The following is a 22,717-nucleotide window of genomic DNA, read 5'->3' as shown; positions in this document are numbered from 1 at the left end:
CAAAAACGGCCGCGCATGCGCGGCCGACTGCGGCTTCTGCCTTAACACTGCCGATGTCAATGGTCAGTTTGAAGCGATTGCACTCGAATTGGGCAGCGAGATGTCTCTTTAGGCACTTGTGCCCACTTGTCGGCAGGTTCTGGATGCAGGCCTGCCGACAATCTGGCCGTCAATCAGCCGTTTTTCGATACAGCAACGTCATGAGTGCGAGCATGCATCCCAAGGCTGCTACCGATGCGAAGATGTAGAAGTTCCACTGCGGAGCCAGGCCTGCACCCAGAACCGCACCGCCGATGGCCGGTCCTATCATGCCTCCGATACGGCCGATGCCGAGCGAGAAGCCGAGGCCGGTTCCACGGATTTCGACCGGATAGAGGTTTCCAACGAGAACGTTGGCGAGGATCTGCGTGCCGATCGTTCCCGTACCTGCAAGTGCGACGAGACCATAGACCTGGAGGCCCTGATCCACCTGCGTCAGCAACCAGATCGAGCAGGCTCCGAGGAGAAACATACCTGCCACGACTATCTTGACGTTTCCGCGGTCGGCAATCCTTGCGCCAATCAGGAGGCCGACTGCGGCTCCGAGATTGAGCGTTACGGAGAAGAGCAGGGCGGAACCGAGGTCATAGCCCATCTTGTTCATGATGGTCGGAAGCCAGTTGACCATGCCGAATGTGAGCAGAAGCGAGCAGAAGTGGATGCCCCATGCGTTCAATGTCGGCAGCAGGCGACCTTCGGAAAACAGCGACCGGATGCCGACCTGGCGTGACGCAACAGGCCTGGCTACGGGATCGGGCAGCCCGTACTGGTTTGCAATCTGATTGGCTTCGGTCTGGCGGTTCTTCGTTGCCAGCCACTCAGGGGATTCGGGGATGAGGCGGATGAAGAAGGGCAGAAGCAGGATCGGTGCGCCGCCGATGATCATCAGTGGACGCCATCCGTATTTCTGCACCAGCAGCAGTCCGAGGATACCCGAGATGATGCCGCCAGCCAGATAACCGAGAAGAGCAATCGAGTAGGCTATTGCCTTCCGCTTCGGCGGAGAAAACTCGATGATCAAAGCAGTTACCGTGGGAAAAAGAGCCCCAAGGCCCAGACCGGCGAGAAAGCGTGTTCCCTCGAAAATGAGAAAGCTCGGCGCAAGACCGCTGCCGATCATCATAACGGAGAAGCTCAGCAGGCTGCCTATGATGACCTTGCGGCGACCTATCCTGTCAGCAAGTGTTCCGGCGACGAGAGCGCCCAGCAGCATGCCGAACAGGGTGATGGAGGCAGCGCGTCCGACCAGGCCGGGCGTCAGGCCCCAGCTCGCTTCGGCGAGCAATGCCGGCGCGACTGCGCCATAGACGATCAGGTCATAGCCGTCGAACAGGATCAGCAGACCGCAAAGGGCGATGATGATATTCGGGCTGCGAACGTGTTCCTTGATAATAGCGAGATCTTGTATGGCCAATTTTCCCTCCCCATACATTTGAGTACAGGAAGTACGCTCCTGCCAGCGGCAGGTCCGCGTCGATCCATGTACAAATCCTCCTGGATCGTTGCCGGCGTGGTTCCTCCCAGCGCCAGACTCGCCCGTGAGAGGGCGATGTCAAGACAACGATGACACGCTATTAAATACTTGCGAATAAAATATTTGCAACTGCAAACTTTTCAGCTCGCAACTTTTCCCTTTCCGGATATTGCCGGTAGGTTGCTGTGCATGCGGCGCAGCGCCTTCTTCAGGGCTGCGACCTCTTCGTCCGACATGTCCTGCACCGCGGTGCGTTCAAGTTCCACGGCAAGCGGCATAAGCCTTTCCGTCATCGCCTCGCCCTGCGGGGTCAGCCTTACGATGACGATACGGCCGTTATCTTCCGGACGTGTTCGCGACACCAGCTTGCGCTTGGCCAATGTACCGACGAGGCGCGAAAGCGTCGAAATCTCGACAGAGACGACGTCGGCGAGATCCCCCAGGGTGCTCTCCCGGCGTTCCTTGAGCATGGCCAGGACCCGGTACATCGCCACGCTGAGATTGTCTTCGGCAATTCTCTGCGCGAATACCTCGGCTATCCGCACGCCGGCGCGATTAAGAAGATAGGGAACGGAATCGGTAAGTTTGTACATGTCTCTGTCTGCTGGCGGGATTCGGCTTGCTGAGGGCTCCCTCCGACATGCACCTAAATTACCGGGATGACAACACGATTGGCTTTCTGCTGCCGAGAACGGCTGGGTAGATCAAGCATTTTCCCGTCTAATTTCTAAATTTGCATTGACAATAGTTGCAAATGCAATAATTTGGACACTAAGGAGACACGGGAGGAAATCATGTCTGCCACTGCTGCCCTCGGCATAGCGCCGGCCCCCGCACCGATCAGCGATGCGTTTCGATCGGCCATGCGCCGTTTCCCGGCAACGGTGACGGTCATTTCCGCCTGTCGCAACGGTGCCGATCATGGAATGACGGCTACTGCCGTCACATCACTTTCGATGGATCCGCCATCTCTCATCATCTGCCTGAACAATCGCACCTACCTGCACGACATGCTGCTCGAGGTGCCGGAATTCGCCGTCAGCGTTCTGACCGACAGGCAGGCAGCCGTATCGGAAGGGTTCAGCGGCAAGATTGCGCCTGAGCGTCGCTTCGATGCTGCCGATTGGGTTCGCCATGAGCGCGGCATGATGGTGCTGGGCTCCGCTCATGCCTCGGTCGTCTGCCGCCGTATGGGCGCGGTTCCCTATGGAACGCACACGATCTTCATCGGGCAGGTGGTGGATACACGCCATTCCGACGACACGACCGCGCTGATGTACGAGAACTCGAAATATTGCGCGCCACAGCACGCGCTTCCTGCATCCCAGAACTGAAGGTAGTTCCATGAACAATACAGCCGCCCTGTTTCCCGCCTCGGCGCGGGTTGAGAACGCATGTCTTGCAGATCGTATCGCCCCGGTGTTGGACGAGATCCGTGCCGGCGCGCGCGACACGGAAAAATCCGGCCGCGTGCCGGCACGCAATATCGATCTGCTGCGCTCCGCCGGCTATTTCGATATCGTCAAGCCTGCCCGTTTCGGTGGCGACGAAGGATCGTTTGCCGAGCTTGTCGATGCAAATATCCAACTGTCGTCGGCCTGTGCCTCCACCGGCTGGGTTGCTGGCCTCCTTTCGGCGCATCAATGGCTCCTCGCCATGTTCGATGAAAGGGTTCAGCAGGACGTGTGGGGCAGCAATCCGGATGCGCTGCTCTGCGGTTCCTATGCGCCGGTCCGCATGGCGGAACGCGTCGACGGTGGCTTCCGGTTAACCGGCGATTGGGCCTTTGCAAGCGGATGCGAAAATGCCCAGTGGGCGCTCTGTGCGGCGATCATTCCGCCAAACGGCGAGGGGGAGCGTCCTGTGCCGGCGTTCCTTCTGGTTCCCGCCAGCGATTATGCCATTGCCGAGACCTGGGACGTTGTCGGCCTCGCGGGCACCGGCTCAAAAAGCCTGATCCTCAAGGATGTCTTCGTTCCGGAATACCGTATGCTGAGCTTTCCGGATGCGACCTCCGGCAGAACGCCGGGCGGACGTGGCTACAAGGGTATCGGCCTTTTCAACATTCCGCTGCTCATGGGGGTTCCGTTCTGCCTCGGCAGCGCAGCCGTCGGTGCGGCGAAGGGCGCATTGGAGAGCTATATCGACCACATGGGGGCCCGTGTGACACGTGGTGCAGTGGCCGGTGGCAACAACAAGATCGCGGAATTTCCGACGATCCAGCTTCGTGTGGCGGAAGCCTCCGCATCCGTGGACGCCGCCCGCGAAATCATTCTGCGCGATATTGCCCGGGCGCAGCAACTGGCCCAGGCCCGCGAGGATGGCGCCGGCGAGATCACCGAAGAAGATCGGATTCTCGCCCGTCGTAGCCAGTCCTTTGCGGTCAGCCTGGCCCTTCGGGCCGTGGAAGCTCTCAATGCATCGACAGGCGGCCTCGGCCTCCAGATGTCCAACCCCGTCCAGCGGGCATGGCGCGATGCAAATGCCGTCGGGCGCCATATTTCCATGAACTGGGATGCCGTGGGCACCATGGTCGGCCAGCAGCTGCTCGGTCTTCCGCCCAAGGGACAATTCTGATCCGCCATCCCCATTATTTCGGTTTAAGACAGGAAAGAGAGCATATCGTGCAAGGCAAGATCGCGCTTGAAGAACATTTCGCCATTCCCGAGACGCTAAAGGATTCGGCTGGATTCGTGCCGGGCGATTACTGGACGGAACTGTCCGCCCGTCTTCTGGATATCCAGGACAAGCGTTTGCGGCTAATGGATGCCCACGGCATTGAGAAAATGATCCTGTCGCTGAACGCTCCAGCCGTGCAGGCGATCCCAGACAAGGCAAAGGCCCTGGAGATTTCCCGGCGCGCCAACGACTTTCTGGCGGAGCAATGCGTCAAGAACCCGAACCGTTTCCTGGGATTTGCAGCTTTGCCCCTGCAGGATCCGGATGCGGCCGCGCAGGAATTGCAGCGCTGCGTGACAACGATGGGTTTCGTCGGCGCACTGGTCAATGGCTTCTCGCAGGAAGGCGACGGAACGACGCCGCTCTACTACGACCTGCCGCAATATCGTCCGTTCTGGGCCGAAGTCGAAAAACTCAACGTTCCCTTCTATCTGCATCCGCGCAACCCGCTGCCGCAGGATAGCCGGATCTATGCCGGCCATTCCTGGCTGATGGGTCCGACATGGGCGTTCGCGCAGGAGACCGCTGTTCATGCGCTACGCTTGATGGGATCCGGCCTGTTTGACGAACATCCGGCTTTGCGCATCATCGTTGGTCACATGGGCGAGGGGCTGCCGTACATGATGTGGCGCATCGACAACCGGAATGCGTGGGTCAAGGTGGAAAAGAACTATCCCGCCAAACGCCCGATTGCCGATTATTTCAACGAGAATTTCTACATCACGACGTCGGGGAACTTCCGCACGCAATCGCTTATCGATGCTATGCTGGAAATCGGCGCGGACCGAATTCTGTTCTCGACGGACTGGCCATTCGAGAACGTCGACCATGCTGCAAACTGGTTCGACAGCACGACCATCTCCGAAGCCGACCGTCTGAAGATCGGTCGCACCAATGCGATTTCACTCTTCAAACTCGATCGATAGCATGGTTGCACCTTTCAGATACGCGGCCAGCGCGGCCCAGGTCTTCTTCGGGAGCGGCTCGTTGAACCGTCTCGCCGAGGCGATTGCAGGGCAGGGCGGCAAGCGCGCCCTGATCCTTTCGACCCCGCACCAGAAAGCGGAGGCCGAACGGATCGCTGCTTCCCTCGGTCCGCTTGCGGCGGGACTGTTCCACGATGCGACGATGCATACGCCGGTCGATGTGACCGAGCGCGCGATCGCGGCATACAACTTGGCCGCCGCCGATTGCGTGGTCGCAATCGGCGGCGGATCTACGATCGGTCTCGGCAAGGCGATCGCCTATCGCAACGACGCGCCACAAATCGTGGTGGCGACGACCTATGCAGGATCGGAGGTTACACCGATCCTCGGCCAGACAGAAAACGGGCAGAAGACGACGGTCCGCGGGCCTGGCATCCTGCCCGAAGTGGTGATCTACGACCCAGAATTGACATTGGGATTACCGGTCAACATCAGCGTCAGCAGCGGGCTAAATGCAATGGCGCATGCGGTCGAAGGTCTCTATGCACAGGATCGCAATCCAATTTCGTCAATGATGGCGGTCGAGGGCCTGCGCGCGCTGAAGCAGGCTTTACCTCAAATCGTCAATGCCCCTGGGGACATCCAGCCGCGAAGCGAAGCGCTTTACGGTTCCTGGCTGTGCGGCACGGTGCTCGGAGCGGTTGGCATGGCCCTGCATCACAAGCTCTGCCATACGCTGGGCGGTAGCTTCGATCTGCCGCATGCGGAAACCCATGCGGTCATTCTTCCCCATTCTTCCGCCTATAACGCGGCCGCCGCAGCGGATGCGTTAAAACCGGCTGCCGATCTTTTTGGCGGCTCGCTGGGCGGCGGTCTCTATGATTTCGCCGCTTCGATCGGCGCCCCCTTGGCGCTGCGCGATCTGGGTATGAAGGAAGCCGATCTGGACCCTGCGGCGGAACTCGCCGCCCAGAACCCCTACTGGAACCCGCGCCCGATCGAACGGGAAGCGATCCGGGTTTTGTTGCAGAGCGCCTGGGAGGGCGCGCGGCCGCGTTAACGCCTTAGGAGGATGGCCACGTGCCTGAATATTTCAGCGAAGAGAGATCCGCGGAAGTCGTCAACTCGAGGATGGGGCGGGACATTAATCCGCGTCTGGCCGAAATCATGGCGTCGCTTGTCAGGCACCTGCATGCCTTTGCCAAGGATATCAGCCTGACCCAGGAGGAATGGGCGCTGGCCATCGGCTTCCTGACCCGAACCGGCCATCTCTGTCATGACGAGCGACAGGAGTTCATCCTGCTCAGCGATACGCTGGGTTTGTCGATGCTGGTGGATGCAATCAACAACCGGCGTCCGCCGGGCGCCACGGAAAATACCGTGTTCGGGCCGTTCCATGTCGAAGGCGCGCCCATACGGCAGATGGGTGAAAACATCTCTCTCGACGGCAAGGGCGAGAGCTGTCTCTTCATCGGGCGAGTGCTGGATCTTAACGGCAATCCGATCGAGGGAGCCCAGATCGATGTATGGTCGGATAATTCCGATGGCTTCTACGATGTCCAGCAGCCGGACATCCAGCCGAAGTGGAACAACCGGGGTATCTTCGTCACCGGCGCAGATGGCACCTATAGTTTCGTCGGCATAAAGCCGGTTTCCTATCCGATTCCGGATGACGGCCCGGTCGGCCAGATGCTGACCTCCCTCGGCCGCCATCCCTACCGTCCTGCCCATACCCATTACCTGATCACGGCTTCAGGTTATCAGAAGCTCGTAACCCACACCTTTGTCGGCGACGATCCCTATCTGGGATCCGATACGGTGTTTGGGGTGAAAAACAGCCTGGTTGCGCCTTTCGAGCGTGTCGATCGTGCGACGGTCTGGCGTTCCGATTTCGATTTCGTGCTGACGCCAGTGGAGAATAGAGAATGATCGTTGCCCGCTATGCAGTATCCGACCCCGGCAAGGCTGCCGAACGTTCCCGATTGATCGACGAACACAAGGCCTATCTGCGGGGCGCGGCGATCCGCATCCTGCTTTCCGGACCCTCTGCACCGTCGGCGGAGGGCAAGGGTTCTACCGCCTTGGTGATCGCGGAAGTCGAAACGCTCGCCGAGTTCGAGGCGTTCAGCGCAGGAGATCCCTTCGTCCGCTCCGGTGTTTACGGCAGCGTCGATATACACGAATGGCGGCCTACTTTTGGGGTTCTTCTAGAGAGTTTCTGATCAGCGTTTCGACCTGCCGAAGGCGATGAAATGCAGAACTTGCGGAGCCGAGACAACCGTCCATCAAAGGCTCCGGCGGTCTTGGTCTTTACCCTTCAGATTCTTGCCAAAACGGCTGCGCGTGCGAGGAAGGTCCGCTTCGGCCTTCGAGCGACCGTCTTCAGGCAAATCGAATGCAGCGACATCAATGCCGCTTCTCGATGTCTTCGAGCGCCGGAAGGCGGCATCAATCGCCATTCAGAACGTCGATACCTGAAATATATTTCACAGTATGAATTATATTGACAGAGCTCTGCCGTTGCGATTATCTGCCCATACCGGACTTCGAGGAGGAACTCCGGTCTTCAATGGATCATCGGCAGCCGCTGAGGCGCCGCCGGATATTTGGGAGGGGCTTCGGCCTCGAGGAGGAAACTTGCGCAAATTTCTAAGCACGACCGCATTGGCGGTCCTTGCATCGACGCTTTTGGCCGGCGTGGCCAGCGCGGGCACGGAAAATCCGTTCCGCTGCAAGCCGGGTGAAAAATACGTCATGAACGTCATGGTATCGGGCGTCGAATATTGGTTCCCGGTCTATGAAATGTTCAAGCAGGCCGGTCAGCAGCTCGGCTGCGAGACCGCCTATACCGGCACGCCGGAATATGACGTCAACAAGCAGATCGCCACCTTCGACCAGGCGCTGGCCCAGAACCCGGCCGGTATCCTCGTTCATCCGATGAACTCCGATCCGTTCATCGAGCCGATCAACCGGGCGATCGACCAGGGCACGGCGGTCGTGACCTTCGCGGCCGATGCGCCGCTTTCCAAGCGCATCTCGTTCGTCACCTCGGACAATACCCGCGAAGGCACCTATGCGGCCGACGCGATTGCCGAAAAGATGGGTGGCAAGGGTGAATATGCCGTTCTGGAAAATCCGGGCCAGGACAACCACGACAAGCGTATCGCCGCCTTCATCGCCCGTATGGAGGAAAAATATCCTGATATGAAGCTGGTCGGCCGCGCTGCGTCCAACCAGGACCCGAACAAGGCCTATCAGGGCCTGATGAGCTTGGTGCAGGCACATCCGAACCTTGGCGCCGTCTTCATGCCGGAAGCGAACTCGGCCATCGGCGCTTCGCAGGCCAACAAGGAAAGCGGCGGTAAGATCCTCGTGATGTGCGCCGACGTCAACGCCAACATCCTCGACATGATCAAGGCGGGCGAAGTGTTCGGTTCGATCAACCCGAACCAGGGCATGCAGGGTTACATGGGCTTCATGCTTTTGTGGCTTGCCAAGCATCCGGAACTCATCGACCCGATGAACGACGCCAAGCGCGCCGGCTTCAACCCGATGAGCATTCCGTTCGTCGACAACGGCCTGTCGATCGTCACGGCTGATAATGCCGACGATTTCTACTGGGACAAGTATCTGAAGCGGCGGGGCACCAAAGGCATCGAGGAGTAAGCCTTTGTGCCGGCTGTCCGGGGGCAGGAAACTCCGGACAGCCACCGCGAGCGTGAGGAGGAGACGATGATGGCGTCGGTGCCGGTTCTGGAAATCCGCAATGTCAGCAAGCACTTCGGGGCGGTGAAGGCGTTGACGGATGTGAGCTTCAGCCTGGAGAAGGGCGAGGTTCATGCGCTTTGCGGCGAAAACGGCGCGGGCAAGTCGACGCTGATGAACATCATTGCCGGCGTGCTGCAGCCGACCGGGGGGGACGTTCTCGTCGATGGCGCGCCGGTAAAGGTGACGTCGCCGGCCGTGGCGCAATCGCTCGGGCTTGGCCTCGTGCATCAGGAAATCGCGCTCTGCCCCGATGCGACGGTGGCCGAGAACATGTTCATGGCAGCGACCAACCGCCGCCGCTCGCCTTTCATGAATTATGGCCGGCTGGAGCGGGATGCGCAGGTCGTGATGAATCGTCTGGCACCAATCGACGTGCGCCGCAAAGTCGGCGATTTGTCGATTTCCAGCCAGCAGCTTGTCGAGATCGCCAAGGCACTGACGCTCGATTGTCGCGTGCTGATCTTCGACGAACCGACGGCGGCTTTGACGGAATCGGAGACCCAGATCCTGTTCGAAATCATCCGCGACCTCAAGGCGCAGGGTATTTCGATCATCTATATCAGTCACCGCATGGCCGAAATCTTCAGCCTGTGCGACCGGGTCACCGTCTTTCGCGATGGCCGCTATGTCTCGACGGAAATGGTGGCGGAATTGACGCCCGATGATGTGGTGCGCCGCATGGTCGGACGCGAGATCACCCAGCTCTATCCGGAAAAGCAGGCGCCGTCGGAGCGGACCGACGAGATCATTCTGAGCGTCCGCGATCTCGGTGACGGCAGACGCTTCACCGATGTGAGTTTCGAACTGCGCAAGGGTGAAATTCTCGGCGTCGGCGGGCTCATCGGCTCGGGCCGCACCGAGATAGCCGAAGGTATTTGCGGATTGCGGCCGGCAATCGACGGCGAGGTGCAATTGCATGGACAGCGGCTGTGGGCGCACTCCTATGCGCAGGCCGCGCAGGCGGGCGTCGTCTACCTGTCGGAAGATCGGAAAGGCTCCGGCATTTTCCTCGATCTTTCCATCGCCCAGAACATTGCTGTGCTCGATTTGAAATCGCTGACCGGGCCGCTGGGACTGTTGAATTCCAACGCCGAGGCGGCTCGGGCCCGCGACCTTGTCCGGCGGCTCGGCGTGCGGATGGGTGGCATCGACATGCCGGTCTCGTCGCTGTCGGGCGGAAACCAGCAGAAAGTGGCGATTGCCAAGCAATTGGCCGTCAATCCCAAGGTCATCCTGATGGACGAGCCGACCCGCGGCATCGACGTCGGGGCCAAATCGGAAATTCACCGGCTGCTGCGCGATCTCGCGCGCTCTGGCATCGGTATCGTCGTCATCTCGTCGGAACTGCCGGAGCTTCTCGGTCTGTGCGACCGGGTGCTGGTCATCCACGAGGGCACGGTTGCAGGCGAGGTCGAGGGCGAGACGATGACGGAAGAAGCGATCATGCGGCTCGCCTCGGGTATCGGCGGTCACAACAATTCAAAGGCATCAGAGCATGCCGCATAAAGAAAACGCAGGGGCAGGAGACAAGGTCATGGCGGACGCTACGCTGGCAGCTGTACATCAGGCACGCACGCCCGGCTGGAAACGGCTGGGAACGATGCGCGAGGCGGGATTGATCGCGATCATCATGGTGCTCTGCATCGTCATGAGCTTTGCCTCGCCGCATTTTCTGACGCTCGGCAACTTCCGGGCGATGCTGATGTCGTTCTCGGTGGAAGGGATCGTCGTCGTCGGCATGACCATCCTGTTGATCGTCGGCGGCATCGACCTGTCGGTCGGCTCGGTCGTCTGTTTCTCGATGGTGTTGTCGGGCTCGCTGTTCCTGATGGGGCTCGATCCGTGGAGCGCATCCCTGATCGGGATCATTGCCAGCGGCCTGATCGGCTGTGTCATGGGCTTCTTCGTCACGGTGGTCGGGCTCAACCACTTCATCACCTCGCTTGCGGCCATGGTCATTGTGCGTGGCATCTGCCTGATCATCACCAAGGGCACGCCGCTGTCACTGTTCACCTTGCCACCTTCGTTCAAGGCGGTCGGGCAGGGCACATTCTACGGCGTTCCCTATGTGATCCTGATTTTTGTCGCGGTCGTCGTGCTGTTCGATTTCTTGCTGCGCCGGGCAACCGCCTTCCGCAAGGTGTTCTACACCGGCAGCAACGAGAAGGCGGCGCTCTATTCCGGGATCAAGACCAACCAGGTGAAGTTCTGGGTGACGGTGCTCTGCGCCACGCTGTCCGGCGTTGCCGGTGTGATCTATATGTCCCGCTTCGGTGCCGCGACCCCGACCTTTGGGGTCGGCATGGAGCTCAACATCATCGCAGCCGCGGTGATCGGCGGTGCGTCGCTGAATGGCGGCTCCGGCACGATCCTCGGGGCAATTCTCGGCATTGCCCTGCTGTCGGTCGTAACAAGCTCGTTGATCTTGCTCGACGTGTCCGTCTATTGGCAAGACATGATCAAAGGCTGCATTCTGCTTGCCGCCGTCTCGATCGACCATTTCCTGCACAAGCGGAAGGCTGCCTGATATGCCGATAGCCAAACTCAAACCCGCAAACGCGCCGCGCGAGGAAATCGTCATCGCCCGACAGATGCACCAGGCTCTGGTTCTGCATTTCCTCGAGGGACTGACACAGGCGCAGATTGCCGATCAGTTGGGCATCTCGCACGCCACCGTCAACCGCCTGATCAAGCGCGGCCGCCAGCTCGGCCTGGTCGAGATCAAGATCAAGTCGCCGGTCGAGCCGCTGGTCGACATGGAAGAACGGCTACGAGCGCTTGGCGGCATCGGCCGCGCCGTGGTGGTGCCGACCGTGTCCGACAATCCGCAGACGGCGCTCCAGGCCGTCGGCGAAGCGGCAGCAAGGTTGCTGCTGGAAGAGATCACCGACGGCGATACGATCTGCATCACCGGCGGCAAAGGGGTGAGCGCCGTCGTCGCCGGTCTGCAGCCGCCGCGTCGGTTCAATGTCGAGGTCATTCCAGCAACCGGATGCGTGCAGGGTAAACACTATACCGACGTCAATCATGTCTCGACCTTGATGGCCGACCGGCTTGGGGGACGTTCCTACCAGATCCATGCGCCTCTCTTTGCCGACGATGCCGAGCAGCGGGCGATGCTGATCAACATGCGTTCCGTCGCAGACGTTTTCAAACGGGCCCGCGAGGCGAAGGTGGCGGTAGTCGGCATCGGCTCGATCCTGTCGGACGATTCGAGCTATTACGACCTGCATCCGTCCTCAAGCACCGACCGCGCCGCGATCGAGCGGTCCGGCGCCTCCTGCGAATTGCTGGCGCATCTACTCGATGATCATGGCCAGGTCTGCGACTACAGCCTCAACCGTTCGCTGGTGTCGCTGACGCTGCCGGAATTCGCCTCGATCCCCACCAAGATCGGTGTGGCGAGCGGGCCGAACAAGGCAGGCCCGATCCTCAGCATTCTCAGGGGCAATCACCTGGATACGCTGGTGACCGATGAGGCGACGGGTGCGCGGGTGCTGGCACTGGCGAATGGCGAAGGAAAATGGGCATGAGCGGACAGCAATTGACACGTGAGATCGGCAAGTCCGGCGTTTCCGCCTCGGCGGTGGGACTGGGCACCTGGGCGATCGGCGGCTGGATGTGGGGCGGGACCGATGAGGCCGAATCCATCGCCGCGATCCAGGCATCGCTCGATGCCGGCGTGACGCTGATCGACACGGCGCCAGCCTATGGGCTCGGACGTTCCGAAGAGATCGTCGGCAAGGCACTGGCTGGGCGCCGCGACAAGGCTGTCATTGCCACCAAATGCGGCCTTGTCTGGCATACGCAGAAGGGCCGTCATTTCTTCGATCAAGACGGCAAGCCGGTCCACCGTTATCTCGGTCGCGACGCGATCCTGCACGAGGTAGAGGAAAGCCTGAGGCGGCTCGGAACCGACTATATCGATCTCTACATCACCCATTGGCAGGATCCGACGACCTCGGTCGAGGAAACGATGCGGACGCTGGAAGACCTGCGCACATCGGGCAAGATCCGGGCAATCGGCGCAAGCAATGTCAGCCCCGACGACCTCAATGCCTATATCGCTATCGGTGGTCTCGATGCGATCCAGGAGCGGTTCAGCATGATCGACCGGGAGATCGAGGCGGAGCTCCTGCCACTGACCAAGGCCAACAGCATTGCGACGCTGAGCTACTCGTCTCTGGCGCTGGGGTTGCTGTCCGGCACCATCGGTCCCGACCGTGTGTTTTCCGGCGATGACCAGCGCAAGGACAATCCGCGCTTTTCAGTCGACAACCGCCAGAAGGCGACGGCGTTGGCCAACGCCATCCGGCCGGTCGCAGAAAAACACGGCGCGAGCATCGCCCAGATCGTGATTGCGTGGACGCTGGCGCAGCCGGGCATCACTTTTGCACTTTGCGGGGCGCGCAATCCGGCACAAGCGCTCGACAATGCGCGGGCCGGGACCATCCGGCTGGATGCGGCCGATCTTGCGGCCATCGATTCGGCCATAGCGGCGAAACTGACTGACATGGACAGGTAGCGGATCGCCATCATGAAACGGCAAGAGATATTGGACGGGCTCCGCCAGAGCCCGAAGGTGGACGTGTGTGTCATCGGTGGCGGCATCAACGGCATCAGCGTCTTTCGAGAACTGGCGCTGCAGGGACTGAGTGTGCTACTCGTCGAGAAGCACGACTATTGCTCCGGGGCCAGTTCGGCGCTGTCGCGCATGGTCCATGGCGGGCTTCGCTATCTTGAAAATGGCGAATTCAAGCTGGTGCAGGAATCGCTGGTCGAGCGGGACCGGCTGTTGCGCAACGCGCCGCATTATGTCGCGCCGCTGCCGACGACGGTGCCGGTGTTCGATATCTTTTCCGGCCTCGGCAATGGCATCGTCCGCTTCCTGGGCCTCAGCCGTCGCCCGAGCCGCCGTGGCGCCGTCGCCATCAAGGCGGGCCTGAGCATCTATGATTTCCTGACGCGCAAGCGGGCATTGATGCCGCGCCACCAGTTTCGCGGCCGGCGCACGACGCTTGCCAAATGGCCGGCGCTCAATCCCGACATCAAGAGTTCCGCCACCTATTTCGACGCCTGGGTCAGCCATCCGGAGCGGCTAGGTATCGAGCTTCTGCAGGATGGTCTTTTAGCAAAGTTCGGGGCGATGGCGCTGAACTATGCCGAATTGCAGCGGACAGAGGATGGCCAATATCGTGTCGAAGACCAGATCGGCGGCGCGTCCGTTATCGTCGAGCCGACGCTGATCATCAACGCCACCGGCGGCTGGATCGACATCGCCAATCAGACCCTGTTTTCGCCGGAAGCGCGGCCGTCACCGCTGATGGGCGGCACCAAGGGCTCGCATCTCATCATCGACAATGCGGACCTGCGCGACGCGCTCGCGGATCACATGATCTACTACGAGAACGAGGACGGGCGGATCTGCATCCTGTTTCCTTATCTCGGCAAGGTTCTCGTCGGTTCCACCGATATCCGCGTCGATGATCCGGAAACGGTGCGCTGCGAGGCGGACGAGCGGGATTATATCCTGCAATCGCTTGCCTTCGTGCTGCCAGGCATTCCCATCCGGCCCGAACAAATCGTTTTCCAGTTTTCCGGCGTGCGGCCGCTGCCGGCCAGCACCGACAGTTTTACCGGCCGCATCCCGCGCGATCACTTCTGCACGCTCGTAGAGCCGAAGGATGGTGGTCCGCCGGTACTGTGCATGATCGGCGGCAAGTGGACGACATTCCGGTCCTTCGGGGAACTGGCGGCCGACATGGCTTTGGCAAGGCTCGGCAGGCGCCGCCGCGTTGCGACAACCGATCGGCCGATCGGCGGTGGTCGAGCATTTCCCGCCAACGCGCCCGCCTGGCTAACGCAGATGGCGGCCGGCAAAGGCCTTTCCGGAGGGCGCATGGCTGAACTGTTTGCCCGATACGGCACGGATGCTGAGGCAATTGCCGGCTTCATCGCGGCAGGCCCCGATGCGGCGCTGCCGCACGCCGGCTACTCGATGCGCGAATTGCAGTTCCTGATCCGCGAGGAAGCGGTGGAACATCTCGACGATCTGCTTTTGCGGCGCACGACGCTTGCCGTTTTGGGCGAGCTTACGCTCGACATGATGGATGCCGCACTCGACCTGCTGGCGCAGGAAAAGCGCTGGACGCTCGCGCATCGCGCCGGTGAGCGCGACCGTTTTCTCACCCTTCTCAACCAACGCCACGGCGTCGACGAAGACATGCTTTCAGCAAGGAACGAACCAAGGAGCACAGAATGCGACACAACAGCAAAGTCCGGATGAACCGGCTGTTCGGCGGCGGCCGTTGCCTCGACGTGGCGATCGATCACGGCGTCTGCAACGAACCATCCTTCCTCAACGGGCTGGAGGACATTCAGGCCGTCGTCAAGGCGCTGGTTTCTGCAGGGCCGGACGCGATCCAGATGAATTACGGCCAGGCCGACCTGCTGCAGCATGTGCCCGGCAAGGACAAGCCGGCGCTGGTCCTGCGCATCGACATGGGCAATCCCTATAACCGGATCCGCCACCGCGACATGTGGGCGGTGCTGCAGAACGAGGCCGAGCCATTGATCGGCGCGATCGAGATGGATGCCGCCTGCGTCGTCGTCAACCTGTTCATGCTGCCGGACGAGCCGGACCTGTTCCGCCAGTGCGTTGAGAATATTTCTCGCGTGCGGGCCGATTGCGACAAGTATGGCATGCCGCTGATGATCGAGCCGCTGGTGATGCAGCCGGTGACGGAAAAGGGCGGCTACATGGTCGACGGCGATGCCGACAAGATCGTTACGTTGACGCGGCTCGCCCGCGAGATGGGTGCGGATATCGTCAAGGCGGACCCAACCACCAATGCCGAGGATTTCCACAGAGTGGTGGAAGCAGCGCGTTGCCCGGTTCTCGTGCGCGGCGGCGGCAAGGAGGATCTTCGTGCCGTCTTCGACAAATCCGCGGCCTTGATGCGGCAGGGTGCAATGGGCATGGTCTATGGCCGCAACATCTATCAGCACGCCAATCCGAGTGCCGTGGTGCGCGGGCTGATGGCGATCGTGCACGAGGACGCGAGCGGCGAACAGGCCTTTGCGCTCTATCAGCAGGGCTGAGCAGCGATTTCGAATCTCGGGAGGGTTCTGCATGGGAGAGTATCTTTTGGGGCTCGACGCCGGAAACACCGTTATCAAGGCGGTGATTTTCGACCGGCACGGCAACGAGATCGCGGCTGCGTCCGAAGAAGGACACAGCCGCATGCCGAGCCCGGGGCATGTCGAGCGAGGGTTGGACGAACTCTGGACAAATGCACGGCAGGTCATCCGCGCCTGCATCGAAAAGGCAGAGATCCAGCCGGAGGAAATCGCCGCGATCGGTTGCGCCGGGCATGGCAACGGTCTTTATGCGCTTGATCGCGACGGCGCTCCGCTGCTCGGCATCCAGTCGCTCGACACGCGGGCGGCCGGGTTGGTCGATGAATGGCGAGAAGCCGGCGTTGGTGACCGGACCTATCCGATTGCCCGCCAGCGTCCGTGGCCATCCCAGACGCCGACATTGCTTGCCTGGCTGAAGCGTCACCGGCCTGATCTGTTCAACCGCATCGGTACGGTGTTCTTCTCCAAGGATTTCGTCGTCAACCGCCTGACCGGCCAGCGTGTCAGCGAAGTGTCCGACATGTCGGGGGCCGGTCTGCTGGATCTTGCCGCGCGCCGCTACGACAAGGCGCTGATGGAGGCCTATGGACTGGACGATTGCATGGACCTCTTGCCGCCGCTCATCGAAAGCGCCGACATTGCCGGGACCGTGACGGAAGAGGTAGCGACGCAAACCGGGCTCGCCGCTGGTACACCTGTGGTCGGCGGACTGTTCGACGTCGTCGCCTCGGCGCTCGGCTCCGGCGTTGCGCGCACCGGCAGCGCCTCGATCATTGCCGGCACCTGGAGCATCAACCAGGTCATCATCGACAGCCCCGACCTCGACGAGCCAGTCTTTATGTCCTCGACCTTCGATCGCAGCCGCTACATGGCGATGGAGAACAGCGCCACCTCGGCTGCCAATCTCGAATGGCTGGTGCGGGAGTTCTTCGAAGGCGAGCATGCTGAAGGCGTTTCGCCCTTTGATGCCTGCTGCGCGCTGGCCGGGGCGATCGAGCCCACGGCAGACGATCCGATCTACCATCCATATCTCTATGGCGCCCAGCAGGACGGCCACGCGCGCGCCGGCTTCTACGGTCTTGCCGGTTGGCACACCAAGGGGCATCTCGTTCGCGCGCTTCTCGAAGGTGTCGCCTTCGGTCATCGCCAGCACATCGAGACGATCCGAAAGGCGGGCGCGGTCTTCAACGAAGCCGCGCTGTCCGGTGGCGGCTCGCGCAGCCTGATCTGGCCGCAGATCTTCGCCGATGTGCTCGGCGTTCCGGTCAGCGTTGCCCGCTCGCGTGAAACCGGTGCGCTGGGAGCGGCTATTGCGGCCGGAACCGGCGTCGGCATTTTCGCGGACTTCGGCGCTGGTGCTGCGGCCATGGTTCGGGCAGAGCGGTATTATCGTCCGGATGTCTTGCTTGAGGCACACTATGCGCGGCGCTACGCTCTTTATCAGGATATCGCCGAAGCGATGGCACCGCTCTGGCGGCGTCTGACAGCGGTCCCGCTGGCCGCAGCGGGGGCGGCGGCATGAACATGCGTGTGAATGATGCGGCCATTGATGCGGGAAGCTACGATTTCATCATCGTCGGCGCAGGATCGGCGGGATGCGTTCTGGCCAACCGGCTGTCGGCCGATCCGAAAACCCGCGTCCTGTTGCTCGAAGCCGGCGGCAGCGACCGGTATCATTGGGTGCATGTGCCGATCGGCTATCTCTACTGCATGGGCAATCCACGCACCGATTGGATGATGAAGACGGCGGCGGAGGCCGGACTGAACGGCCGGTCATTGCCCTATCCGCGCGGAAAACTGCTGGGCGGCTGCTCTTCGATCAACGGTATGATCTACATGCGCGGCCAGGCAGCCGATTACGACGGTTGGCGGCAGGCGGGCAATTCCGGCTGGGGCTGGGACGACGTGCTGCCCTATTTCCTGAAATCCGAGGACAATTATCGCGGCAAGTCGCCGATGCACGGGGCAGGCGGCGAATGGCGGGTGGAAAAGCAGCGGCTTTCCTGGCCGATCCTCGATGCCTTTCGTGATGCCGCCGAAGAACTCGGTATCCCGAAGACCGACGATTTCAACGATGGCGACAATGAGGGCTCCGGCTATTTCGAGGTCAACCAACGCGGCGGCCTGCGCTGGAATACGACCAAGGCCTTTTTGCGCCCGGCAATGAAGCGGCCCAATCTATGTGTGCTGACCAGCGCCGAAACCGAGCGGCTGGAATTCGACGGCAGAATGGTGACCGGCGTGCGATTCCGGCTGAACGGGCAGAATCATCTGGCTCGCGCCGGTCGCGAGGTCATTCTGTCTGCCGGTGCGATCAATTCACCGAAAATCCTGGAGCTTTCCGGGGTCGGTCGCCCGGATGTGCTGTCGGCTGCCGGACTCGACGTCGTCCATGAACTTCCGGGTGTCGGCGAAAACCTGCAGGACCATCTGCAAATCCGTACGGTCTTCCGCATCGAGGGCGCAAAGACGCTGAACCAACTCTATCACAACCTGTTCACCCGGGCGGGCATGGGGCTTGAATATATGCTGCGCCGGTCAGGGCCACTGTCGATGGCACCGAGCCAGCTCGGTATCTTTGCCAAGAGCGACCCCGCTGTTGCGACCGCCGATCTCGAATATCACGTACAGCCCTTGAGCACCGACCGGCTCGGCGAGCCGCTGCACAAATATCCCGCCGTCACCGTCTCCGTCTGCAATCTGCGGCCGGAAAGCCGCGGGACTGTGCATGTTGGCGGCCCGGACCCTTCCGTGGCGCCGGAAATCCGACCGAATTATCTTTCGACCGTCGGCGACCGGTTGGTTGCGACGAAATCGGTTCGGCACGCCCGCCGGCTCATGGAGGCCGGCGCCATTCGCAAGTACCGGCCGCAGGAAATGCTGCCGGGCCTGGAATACCAGAGTGACGAGGAGCTGATCCGTCGCGTCGGGGATATCGCCACAACAATCTTCCATCCGGTCGGCACCTGCAAGATGGGCAACGACGTGATGGCGGTTGTCGATCCGCAATTGCGGGTGCATGGGCTGGCGAAACTGCGGGTGGTCGATGCATCGATCATGCCGACGATCGTGTCGGGAAACACCAACTCGCCGGTGATCATGATTGCCGAGAAGGCCGCGGAGAGCGTCCTATCAGGGGCGTAATTAGCCCCTCGCATTCTCTAAAGTGAATGCGTGGAATTGCGGCTCGTGACGATGAGCCCAACCCGCTCAATGCAGGTTGGGCCATCGATTTTCGATCAGAGAGTCGAGACGTTCTCAGCCTTCGATTTTCCGGTCTTGCGATCCTGGCCAACTTCGAAGCTGACCTTGTCGCCTTCGCGGAGCGACCCACCGCTTTGCAGCGCAGACACGTGAACAAAAACGTCCTGTCCGCCACCCTCAGGGGTGATGAAGCCGAAGCCCTTGTCGTCATTGAAGAATTTAACGGTACCTGTCGGCATGAGATAAATATTTCCTTGTATCGTTCGACGATTTGCGAAGGCGAAACTATAGCTTCGACGCTTCTCTATCAACCCTTTAGCACACTCGCGGCTTTTTGAACGCAAAAAGACGTCAGATCCGACGAAGCTCAATGCGGCTCGTAACAACCGATCGACCGGTAGCAGGGTCGGTATCGATGGTTGTGAGGCGCATGCCCGATGCTCCGGTTTTTTCGATCGTCATCTGCGCACGCCGATCGCCGTTGACTTCTTTCGCCCATCTGATCGCGAGGCTTATGGCATTACCAGCGCGCTTTCCGCCAAGACCCGCGGTGCCGGTGCCCGCGCCCACGTAGGAGCCAGTGTAGGTGTCACCAGTGGCCTTGAGGTTCGCGCTGATGACGCGGGAAAAAACGACAAGGCTGGTACAACGCCCATTGAGTGCGAGGGAGCTTGCATTCGCATCCGATTTGAAACGGCAAGTGACTTTAATGGTGGGTGCATTTGTCCGCACTTTCACCGTCCCGTTACCGCTCCAACTTCCAGCCAGTGTTTTCAAGAAGGCGGATTCGTCGGCGTGGGCGGCGCCTGCCGTTGCCATTGCGGCCGTCGCAACGGCGATGGAGCATGCAAGGACTTTGATCATATGAATCACTTTCGATCGCGCTACATCAGGACCGCCACGCTCGGTTGTTGAGGAGGAAGGCGGTCATATAACCGCCGCACGTGGTTTTCGTTCCATACGGGAAGCATCGATTGGGCTCGCAGCAACCACCATCTCGCGAAAAGGAACCTTCGCCGGGGCCTTCGCGGGCTCGTCCGCACGGCAGCCTGAAATCAAAAACACCCATCAGTCGCCTCGGCCTCAACCGAGACAACCTCTTGAGGATCCGCACCTAGAGCCTTTCCGGGTTAGATTGAAGCATTCTGTTGGCTCAAACGGAGTCGGATGGTCGACCGGCCGGCGCGCGTCGTAGCCCAGCTCTACGGCCAAGCCGGCCGGTCGATCAGCCGGCCCGTTTCAGCCAACCCGAAGGGCTGGCATCTTTCCGCCAGGGCAAAGGCGATCGGCTCGGACGTACCAAGAGGTATGCCCGTCGCCAATCGCCTTTGCCCTGACGAAAACCTGCTCCGGCAGAATGCTTCAATCTAACCCGGAAAGGCTCTAGAGCGCCCAGTCCTCCCCATTTTTGACTTCGGCAGCTTTATCCTCGCGGCAAATCGTTTCCAGCGCCAATGAGGCACGGCTGGAGTGCCTTTGCTTATGCCGCAGGATTGCAAATTGCCGGGACGGCAGAGGAAAGCGCACCTTCACCAGAAGACCTTGCGTCAAGAGCGGCGCCGCCACGGCACCTGAGACGACCGTCGCGCACAGGCCCTCTCTTGCTGCCGATATGACCGCCTCGTTCGACGGCAGTTCAAGCGCGACAGCCAGATTTCCGGGGGCTATGCCGAGATTGGAAATCGCCGCCTCGAAAGCCGACCGGGTTCCGGACCCTTTTTCCCGCATGACCCATTTCGTGCCTGAAACCAGGTCAGTCGGTGCAATTGCCTTGCCACGCGCCCAGGGATGACGCGGACCGACAACGACAAGGAGTTCGTCCTCGGCAAGCGGCTGAATATTCAGCGCCGGCTCGTCAACGCTGCCTTCGACGAAGCCGACTTCGGCCAATCCATCAAGAACCGCTTTTGCCGCCGTGGTCGTGTTGCCAATCATCAGCTTCAGGTCGATGCCCGGGTAGCGGATCTTGAAACGCATCAGCATCGCCGGCAGCCAGTAGCTTGCGATCGTCTGGCTTGCAAAAACGACCAGTTCCCCCTTTTGCAAGCCGCCGAGATCGGACAAGACGAGTGCTGCCGCCTTGGCGCGCGCCAGCGTCGCTCTTGCCTCCCCCAGAAACACCCGTCCCTCATATGTCAGCTCTATGCGGCGTCCGACGCGGTGGAAAAGCTCGACGCCATAGGAGGCCTCGAGATTGCGGATCGCCGAACTGACGGCCGATGGCGTCAGCCCGATCGCGGAGGCAGCATTGGTCAGATGCTCGCGTTCCGCAACCGCGACGAAAATGGAAAGCTGTTCAAATGTCATGATCAATCGTTCGATTTTACCGAATGAATCATACTAAACTATTTAATGGAAGTCGACAATTGGGTGTGGGACAGTGCAGTCCTTCCGCAAGGTCTTGCCGATGCTCGTTTCCGCCTCCCGTTCCCCGTCGTTTCCTGCCGTCCTGCCGGGACTCGTTCTTTGTGCGGTGGTCACGCTCGCTGTGCATCTTGTTGAGCGGCTGCAGTTGATGATTTTCGGCTCGCATTGGATCGAGAGCCTCGTGCTTGCCATTCTGATCGGCATTGCCGTGCGCTCTTCGGTCTGTCTGCCGCAGACTTTCATTCCCGGCATCCAGTTCGCCGCCAAGACGCTTCTCGAAATTGCCGTCGTGTTGCTTGGCGCCTCGCTCAGCACGGCTGCCATTCGGCAGGCTGGGCTCCCGCTTGTCGGCGGAATTGCCGTTCTGGTTGCTCTGTCTTTGGCCGGCAGCTTTCTGATCGGACGGCTCTTCGGACTGTCGGCCAGCCTGGCGACCTTGGTTGCTTGCGGCAACTCGATCTGCGGCAATTCTGCGATTGCCGCAGCAGCGCCCCTGATCGGCGCCAAACCGGATGATATCGCGGCCTCGATAGCCTTTACCGCGCTGCTCGGCATCGGGGCAGTGCTGACGCTGCCGCTTCTTCATCTCCTCTTGGGTCTGAGCGCCGTACAATATGGCGTTTTCGCAGGCCTGACAGCCTATGCCGTCCCGCAGGTATTGGCGGCCACGGCCTCTGCCGGAGCCGTCAGCACCCAGGTGGGCACGCTCGTCAAACTGATCCGCGTGATGATGCTCGGACCGGTCATCCTTCTGCTCGGTGCAGTTCATGGCCGCCGCGCTGGCGGCTCTTCAGTCAATCTCCGCCATGTTCTCCCCTGGTTCATCCTCGGTTTTGCAGCCATGGCGACACTTCGTTCTCTCGACGCGATCCCGGCGCCGCTGCTGCCCGGGATGTCGGCTGTCTCCGCCACCTTCACCGTCACCGCCATGGCCGCTTTGGGTCTCTCCGTCGACGTCAGATCCGTCGCCCATACCGGCGGTCGTGTCCTCGCGGCGGCGGCGCTGTCGCTGTTGGCACTGGCGGCTCTCGGGCTTTGCCTGATTGGACTGCTGAATATCGTCTGATTGAAGGTGGTATGCCTAAAATACTGGCAAAGATTCCAGTTGCCTTACAAACGA

Annotated in this window: 22 protein-coding genes; 16 read left to right on the top strand and 6 right to left on the bottom strand. The window is 60.8% G+C overall.

Annotated elements, in window-relative coordinates; genetic code table 11:
* Positions 1 to 169: 169 nt before the first annotated feature.
* Together MOV76_RS03470 and MOV76_RS03465 are read right to left on the bottom strand one after the other, a co-directional pair.
* Positions 170 to 1,471, bottom strand: a complete 1,302-nt coding sequence (locus tag MOV76_RS03470) for an aromatic acid/H+ symport family MFS transporter (protein WP_247263830.1) — start codon at positions 1,469 to 1,471, stop codon at positions 170 to 172.
* A 182-nt stretch (positions 1,472 to 1,653) separates the two neighbouring features.
* Complete coding sequence (locus MOV76_RS03465) at positions 1,654 to 2,106, bottom strand: MarR family winged helix-turn-helix transcriptional regulator (protein WP_018245861.1); 453 nt, start codon at positions 2,104 to 2,106, stop codon at positions 1,654 to 1,656.
* Between the two features lie 201 nt (positions 2,107 to 2,307).
* Here MOV76_RS03465 and MOV76_RS03460 point away from each other — a divergent pair, with 201 nt between their 5' ends.
* Genes MOV76_RS03460 through MOV76_RS03435 form a run of 6 tightly spaced genes read left to right on the top strand, consistent with a single transcriptional unit; the run spans position 2,308 to position 7,340 of the window.
* A complete protein-coding gene (locus MOV76_RS03460; protein WP_210069412.1) occupies positions 2,308 to 2,847 on the top strand; it encodes a flavin reductase family protein in 540 nt (179 codons plus the stop codon).
* Positions 2,848 to 2,857: 10 nt separating this feature from the next.
* On the top strand, positions 2,858 to 4,090 hold the full coding sequence (locus MOV76_RS03455) for a flavin-dependent monooxygenase (protein WP_210069410.1): 1,233 nt from the start codon (positions 2,858 to 2,860) through the stop codon (positions 4,088 to 4,090).
* A gap of 47 nt (positions 4,091 to 4,137) precedes the next feature.
* Positions 4,138 to 5,118 carry a gamma-resorcylate decarboxylase gene (tsdA, locus tag MOV76_RS03450; RefSeq protein ID WP_210069408.1) on the top strand — a complete coding sequence of 327 codons (981 nt, stop codon included), beginning with the start codon at positions 4,138 to 4,140 and terminating at the stop codon, positions 5,116 to 5,118.
* 1 nt (position 5,119) lies between these two features.
* On the top strand, positions 5,120 to 6,178 hold the full coding sequence (locus MOV76_RS03445) for a maleylacetate reductase (protein ID WP_210069398.1): 1,059 nt from the start codon (positions 5,120 to 5,122) through the stop codon (positions 6,176 to 6,178).
* Between the two features lie 20 nt (positions 6,179 to 6,198).
* Positions 6,199 to 7,047 (top strand): dioxygenase, encoded by an 849-nt coding sequence (locus tag MOV76_RS03440; RefSeq protein ID WP_247263829.1) that lies wholly within the window; start codon positions 6,199 to 6,201, stop codon positions 7,045 to 7,047.
* On the top strand, positions 7,044 to 7,340 hold the full coding sequence (locus MOV76_RS03435; protein ID WP_018444973.1) for a YciI family protein: 297 nt from the start codon (positions 7,044 to 7,046) through the stop codon (positions 7,338 to 7,340). Before MOV76_RS03440 ends, MOV76_RS03435 begins: the two co-directional genes overlap by 4 nt.
* A 63-nt stretch (positions 7,341 to 7,403) precedes the next feature.
* Here MOV76_RS03435 and MOV76_RS03430 read toward each other — a convergent pair whose 3' ends face one another.
* Positions 7,404 to 7,577 carry a hypothetical protein gene (locus tag MOV76_RS03430; RefSeq protein WP_155295843.1) on the bottom strand — a complete coding sequence of 58 codons (174 nt, stop codon included), beginning with the start codon at positions 7,575 to 7,577 and terminating at the stop codon, positions 7,404 to 7,406.
* 178 nt (positions 7,578 to 7,755) lie between these two features.
* On the opposite strand from MOV76_RS03430, the gene MOV76_RS03425 reads away from it, so the two are divergent.
* The 9 genes from MOV76_RS03425 (at position 7,756) to MOV76_RS03385 (ending at position 19,170) form a co-directional block, all read left to right on the top strand.
* Complete coding sequence (locus MOV76_RS03425) at positions 7,756 to 8,784, top strand: substrate-binding domain-containing protein (RefSeq protein ID WP_247263828.1); 1,029 nt, start codon at positions 7,756 to 7,758, stop codon at positions 8,782 to 8,784.
* Between the two features lie 69 nt (positions 8,785 to 8,853).
* Positions 8,854 to 10,392 carry a sugar ABC transporter ATP-binding protein gene (locus MOV76_RS03420; RefSeq protein WP_247263843.1) on the top strand — a complete coding sequence of 513 codons (1,539 nt, stop codon included), beginning with the start codon at positions 8,854 to 8,856 and terminating at the stop codon, positions 10,390 to 10,392.
* 28 nt (positions 10,393 to 10,420) lie between these two features.
* Entirely contained in the window at positions 10,421 to 11,413 is a 993-nt protein-coding gene (locus tag MOV76_RS03415) for an ABC transporter permease (RefSeq protein WP_247263827.1), read from the top strand.
* A 1-nt stretch (position 11,414) separates the two neighbouring features.
* Positions 11,415 to 12,419 (top strand): sugar-binding transcriptional regulator, encoded by a 1,005-nt coding sequence (locus tag MOV76_RS03410; RefSeq protein WP_247263826.1) that lies wholly within the window; start codon positions 11,415 to 11,417, stop codon positions 12,417 to 12,419.
* Positions 12,416 to 13,411, top strand: a complete 996-nt coding sequence (locus tag MOV76_RS03405) for an aldo/keto reductase (protein ID WP_247263825.1) — start codon at positions 12,416 to 12,418, stop codon at positions 13,409 to 13,411. Before MOV76_RS03410 ends, MOV76_RS03405 begins: the two co-directional genes overlap by 4 nt.
* Positions 13,412 to 13,423: 12 nt before the next feature.
* Positions 13,424 to 15,172, top strand: a complete 1,749-nt coding sequence (locus MOV76_RS03400; protein ID WP_130729618.1) for a glycerol-3-phosphate dehydrogenase/oxidase — start codon at positions 13,424 to 13,426, stop codon at positions 15,170 to 15,172.
* The gene (locus tag MOV76_RS03395; RefSeq protein ID WP_047620649.1) at positions 15,145 to 15,987 is read left to right on the top strand and encodes a class I fructose-bisphosphate aldolase; all 843 of its coding nucleotides are present in this window, start codon (positions 15,145 to 15,147) and stop codon (positions 15,985 to 15,987) included. The genes MOV76_RS03400 and MOV76_RS03395 overlap by 28 nt, the downstream gene beginning before the upstream one ends.
* A 31-nt stretch (positions 15,988 to 16,018) precedes the next feature.
* Positions 16,019 to 17,548 carry an FGGY-family carbohydrate kinase gene (locus tag MOV76_RS03390; RefSeq protein ID WP_247263824.1) on the top strand — a complete coding sequence of 510 codons (1,530 nt, stop codon included), beginning with the start codon at positions 16,019 to 16,021 and terminating at the stop codon, positions 17,546 to 17,548.
* A complete protein-coding gene (locus MOV76_RS03385) occupies positions 17,545 to 19,170 on the top strand; it encodes a GMC family oxidoreductase (protein ID WP_247263823.1) in 1,626 nt (541 codons plus the stop codon). The genes MOV76_RS03390 and MOV76_RS03385 overlap by 4 nt, the downstream gene beginning before the upstream one ends.
* 95 nt (positions 19,171 to 19,265) lie before the next feature.
* Here the strand turns inward: MOV76_RS03385 and MOV76_RS03380 are convergent, their stop codons facing one another.
* The 3 genes from MOV76_RS03380 to MOV76_RS03365 form a co-directional block, all read right to left on the bottom strand.
* Complete coding sequence (locus MOV76_RS03380; protein ID WP_003550088.1) at positions 19,266 to 19,469, bottom strand: cold-shock protein; 204 nt, start codon at positions 19,467 to 19,469, stop codon at positions 19,266 to 19,268.
* A 112-nt stretch (positions 19,470 to 19,581) separates the two neighbouring features.
* Positions 19,582 to 20,094, bottom strand: coding sequence for a hypothetical protein (locus MOV76_RS03375; RefSeq protein ID WP_247263822.1), 513 nt, complete (start codon positions 20,092 to 20,094; stop codon positions 19,582 to 19,584).
* 519 nt (positions 20,095 to 20,613) lie between these two features.
* Positions 20,614 to 21,537 (bottom strand): LysR family transcriptional regulator, encoded by a 924-nt coding sequence (locus tag MOV76_RS03365; RefSeq protein WP_247263820.1) that lies wholly within the window; start codon positions 21,535 to 21,537, stop codon positions 20,614 to 20,616.
* Positions 21,538 to 21,637: 100 nt separating this feature from the next.
* Here MOV76_RS03365 and MOV76_RS03360 point away from each other — a divergent pair, with 100 nt between their 5' ends.
* Positions 21,638 to 22,663 carry a YeiH family protein gene (locus MOV76_RS03360; protein ID WP_247263842.1) on the top strand — a complete coding sequence of 342 codons (1,026 nt, stop codon included), beginning with the start codon at positions 21,638 to 21,640 and terminating at the stop codon, positions 22,661 to 22,663.
* The last annotated feature ends 54 nt before the right edge of the window (positions 22,664 to 22,717 follow it).

It is taken from the genome of Rhizobium sp. PRIMUS64 (assembly GCF_023006465.1).
Taxonomy (GTDB): Bacteria; Pseudomonadota; Alphaproteobacteria; order Rhizobiales; family Rhizobiaceae; genus Rhizobium; species Rhizobium leguminosarum.
This window is presented reverse-complemented; position numbering and strand designations above follow the sequence as displayed.

Coding starts and splice junctions, on each gene's coding strand:
- MOV76_RS03390 (WP_247263824.1), top strand. CDS start 16,019: ATGGGAGAGTATCTTTTGGGGCTCGACGCCGGAAACACCGTTATCAAG.
- MOV76_RS03455 (WP_210069410.1), top strand. CDS start 2,858: ATGAACAATACAGCCGCCCTGTTTCCCGCCTCGGCGCGGGTTGAGAAC.
- MOV76_RS03415 (WP_247263827.1), top strand. CDS start 10,421: ATGGCGGACGCTACGCTGGCAGCTGTACATCAGGCACGCACGCCCGGC.
- MOV76_RS03405 (WP_247263825.1), top strand. CDS start 12,416: ATGAGCGGACAGCAATTGACACGTGAGATCGGCAAGTCCGGCGTTTCC.
- MOV76_RS03400 (WP_130729618.1), top strand. CDS start 13,424: ATGAAACGGCAAGAGATATTGGACGGGCTCCGCCAGAGCCCGAAGGTG.
- MOV76_RS03445 (WP_210069398.1), top strand. CDS start 5,120: ATGGTTGCACCTTTCAGATACGCGGCCAGCGCGGCCCAGGTCTTCTTC.
- MOV76_RS03375 (WP_247263822.1), bottom strand. CDS start 20,094: ATGATCAAAGTCCTTGCATGCTCCATCGCCGTTGCGACGGCCGCAATG.
- MOV76_RS03430 (WP_155295843.1), bottom strand. CDS start 7,577: ATGGCGATTGATGCCGCCTTCCGGCGCTCGAAGACATCGAGAAGCGGC.
- MOV76_RS03385 (WP_247263823.1), top strand. CDS start 17,545: ATGAACATGCGTGTGAATGATGCGGCCATTGATGCGGGAAGCTACGAT.
- MOV76_RS03410 (WP_247263826.1), top strand. CDS start 11,415: ATGCCGATAGCCAAACTCAAACCCGCAAACGCGCCGCGCGAGGAAATC.
- MOV76_RS03460 (WP_210069412.1), top strand. CDS start 2,308: ATGTCTGCCACTGCTGCCCTCGGCATAGCGCCGGCCCCCGCACCGATC.
- MOV76_RS03360 (WP_247263842.1), top strand. CDS start 21,638: ATGCTCGTTTCCGCCTCCCGTTCCCCGTCGTTTCCTGCCGTCCTGCCG.
- MOV76_RS03465 (WP_018245861.1), bottom strand. CDS start 2,106: ATGTACAAACTTACCGATTCCGTTCCCTATCTTCTTAATCGCGCCGGC.
- MOV76_RS03365 (WP_247263820.1), bottom strand. CDS start 21,537: ATGACATTTGAACAGCTTTCCATTTTCGTCGCGGTTGCGGAACGCGAG.
- MOV76_RS03420 (WP_247263843.1), top strand. CDS start 8,854: ATGGCGTCGGTGCCGGTTCTGGAAATCCGCAATGTCAGCAAGCACTTC.
- MOV76_RS03380 (WP_003550088.1), bottom strand. CDS start 19,469: ATGCCGACAGGTACCGTTAAATTCTTCAATGACGACAAGGGCTTCGGC.
- MOV76_RS03395 (WP_047620649.1), top strand. CDS start 15,145: ATGCGACACAACAGCAAAGTCCGGATGAACCGGCTGTTCGGCGGCGGC.
- MOV76_RS03435 (WP_018444973.1), top strand. CDS start 7,044: ATGATCGTTGCCCGCTATGCAGTATCCGACCCCGGCAAGGCTGCCGAA.
- MOV76_RS03470 (WP_247263830.1), bottom strand. CDS start 1,471: ATGTATGGGGAGGGAAAATTGGCCATACAAGATCTCGCTATTATCAAG.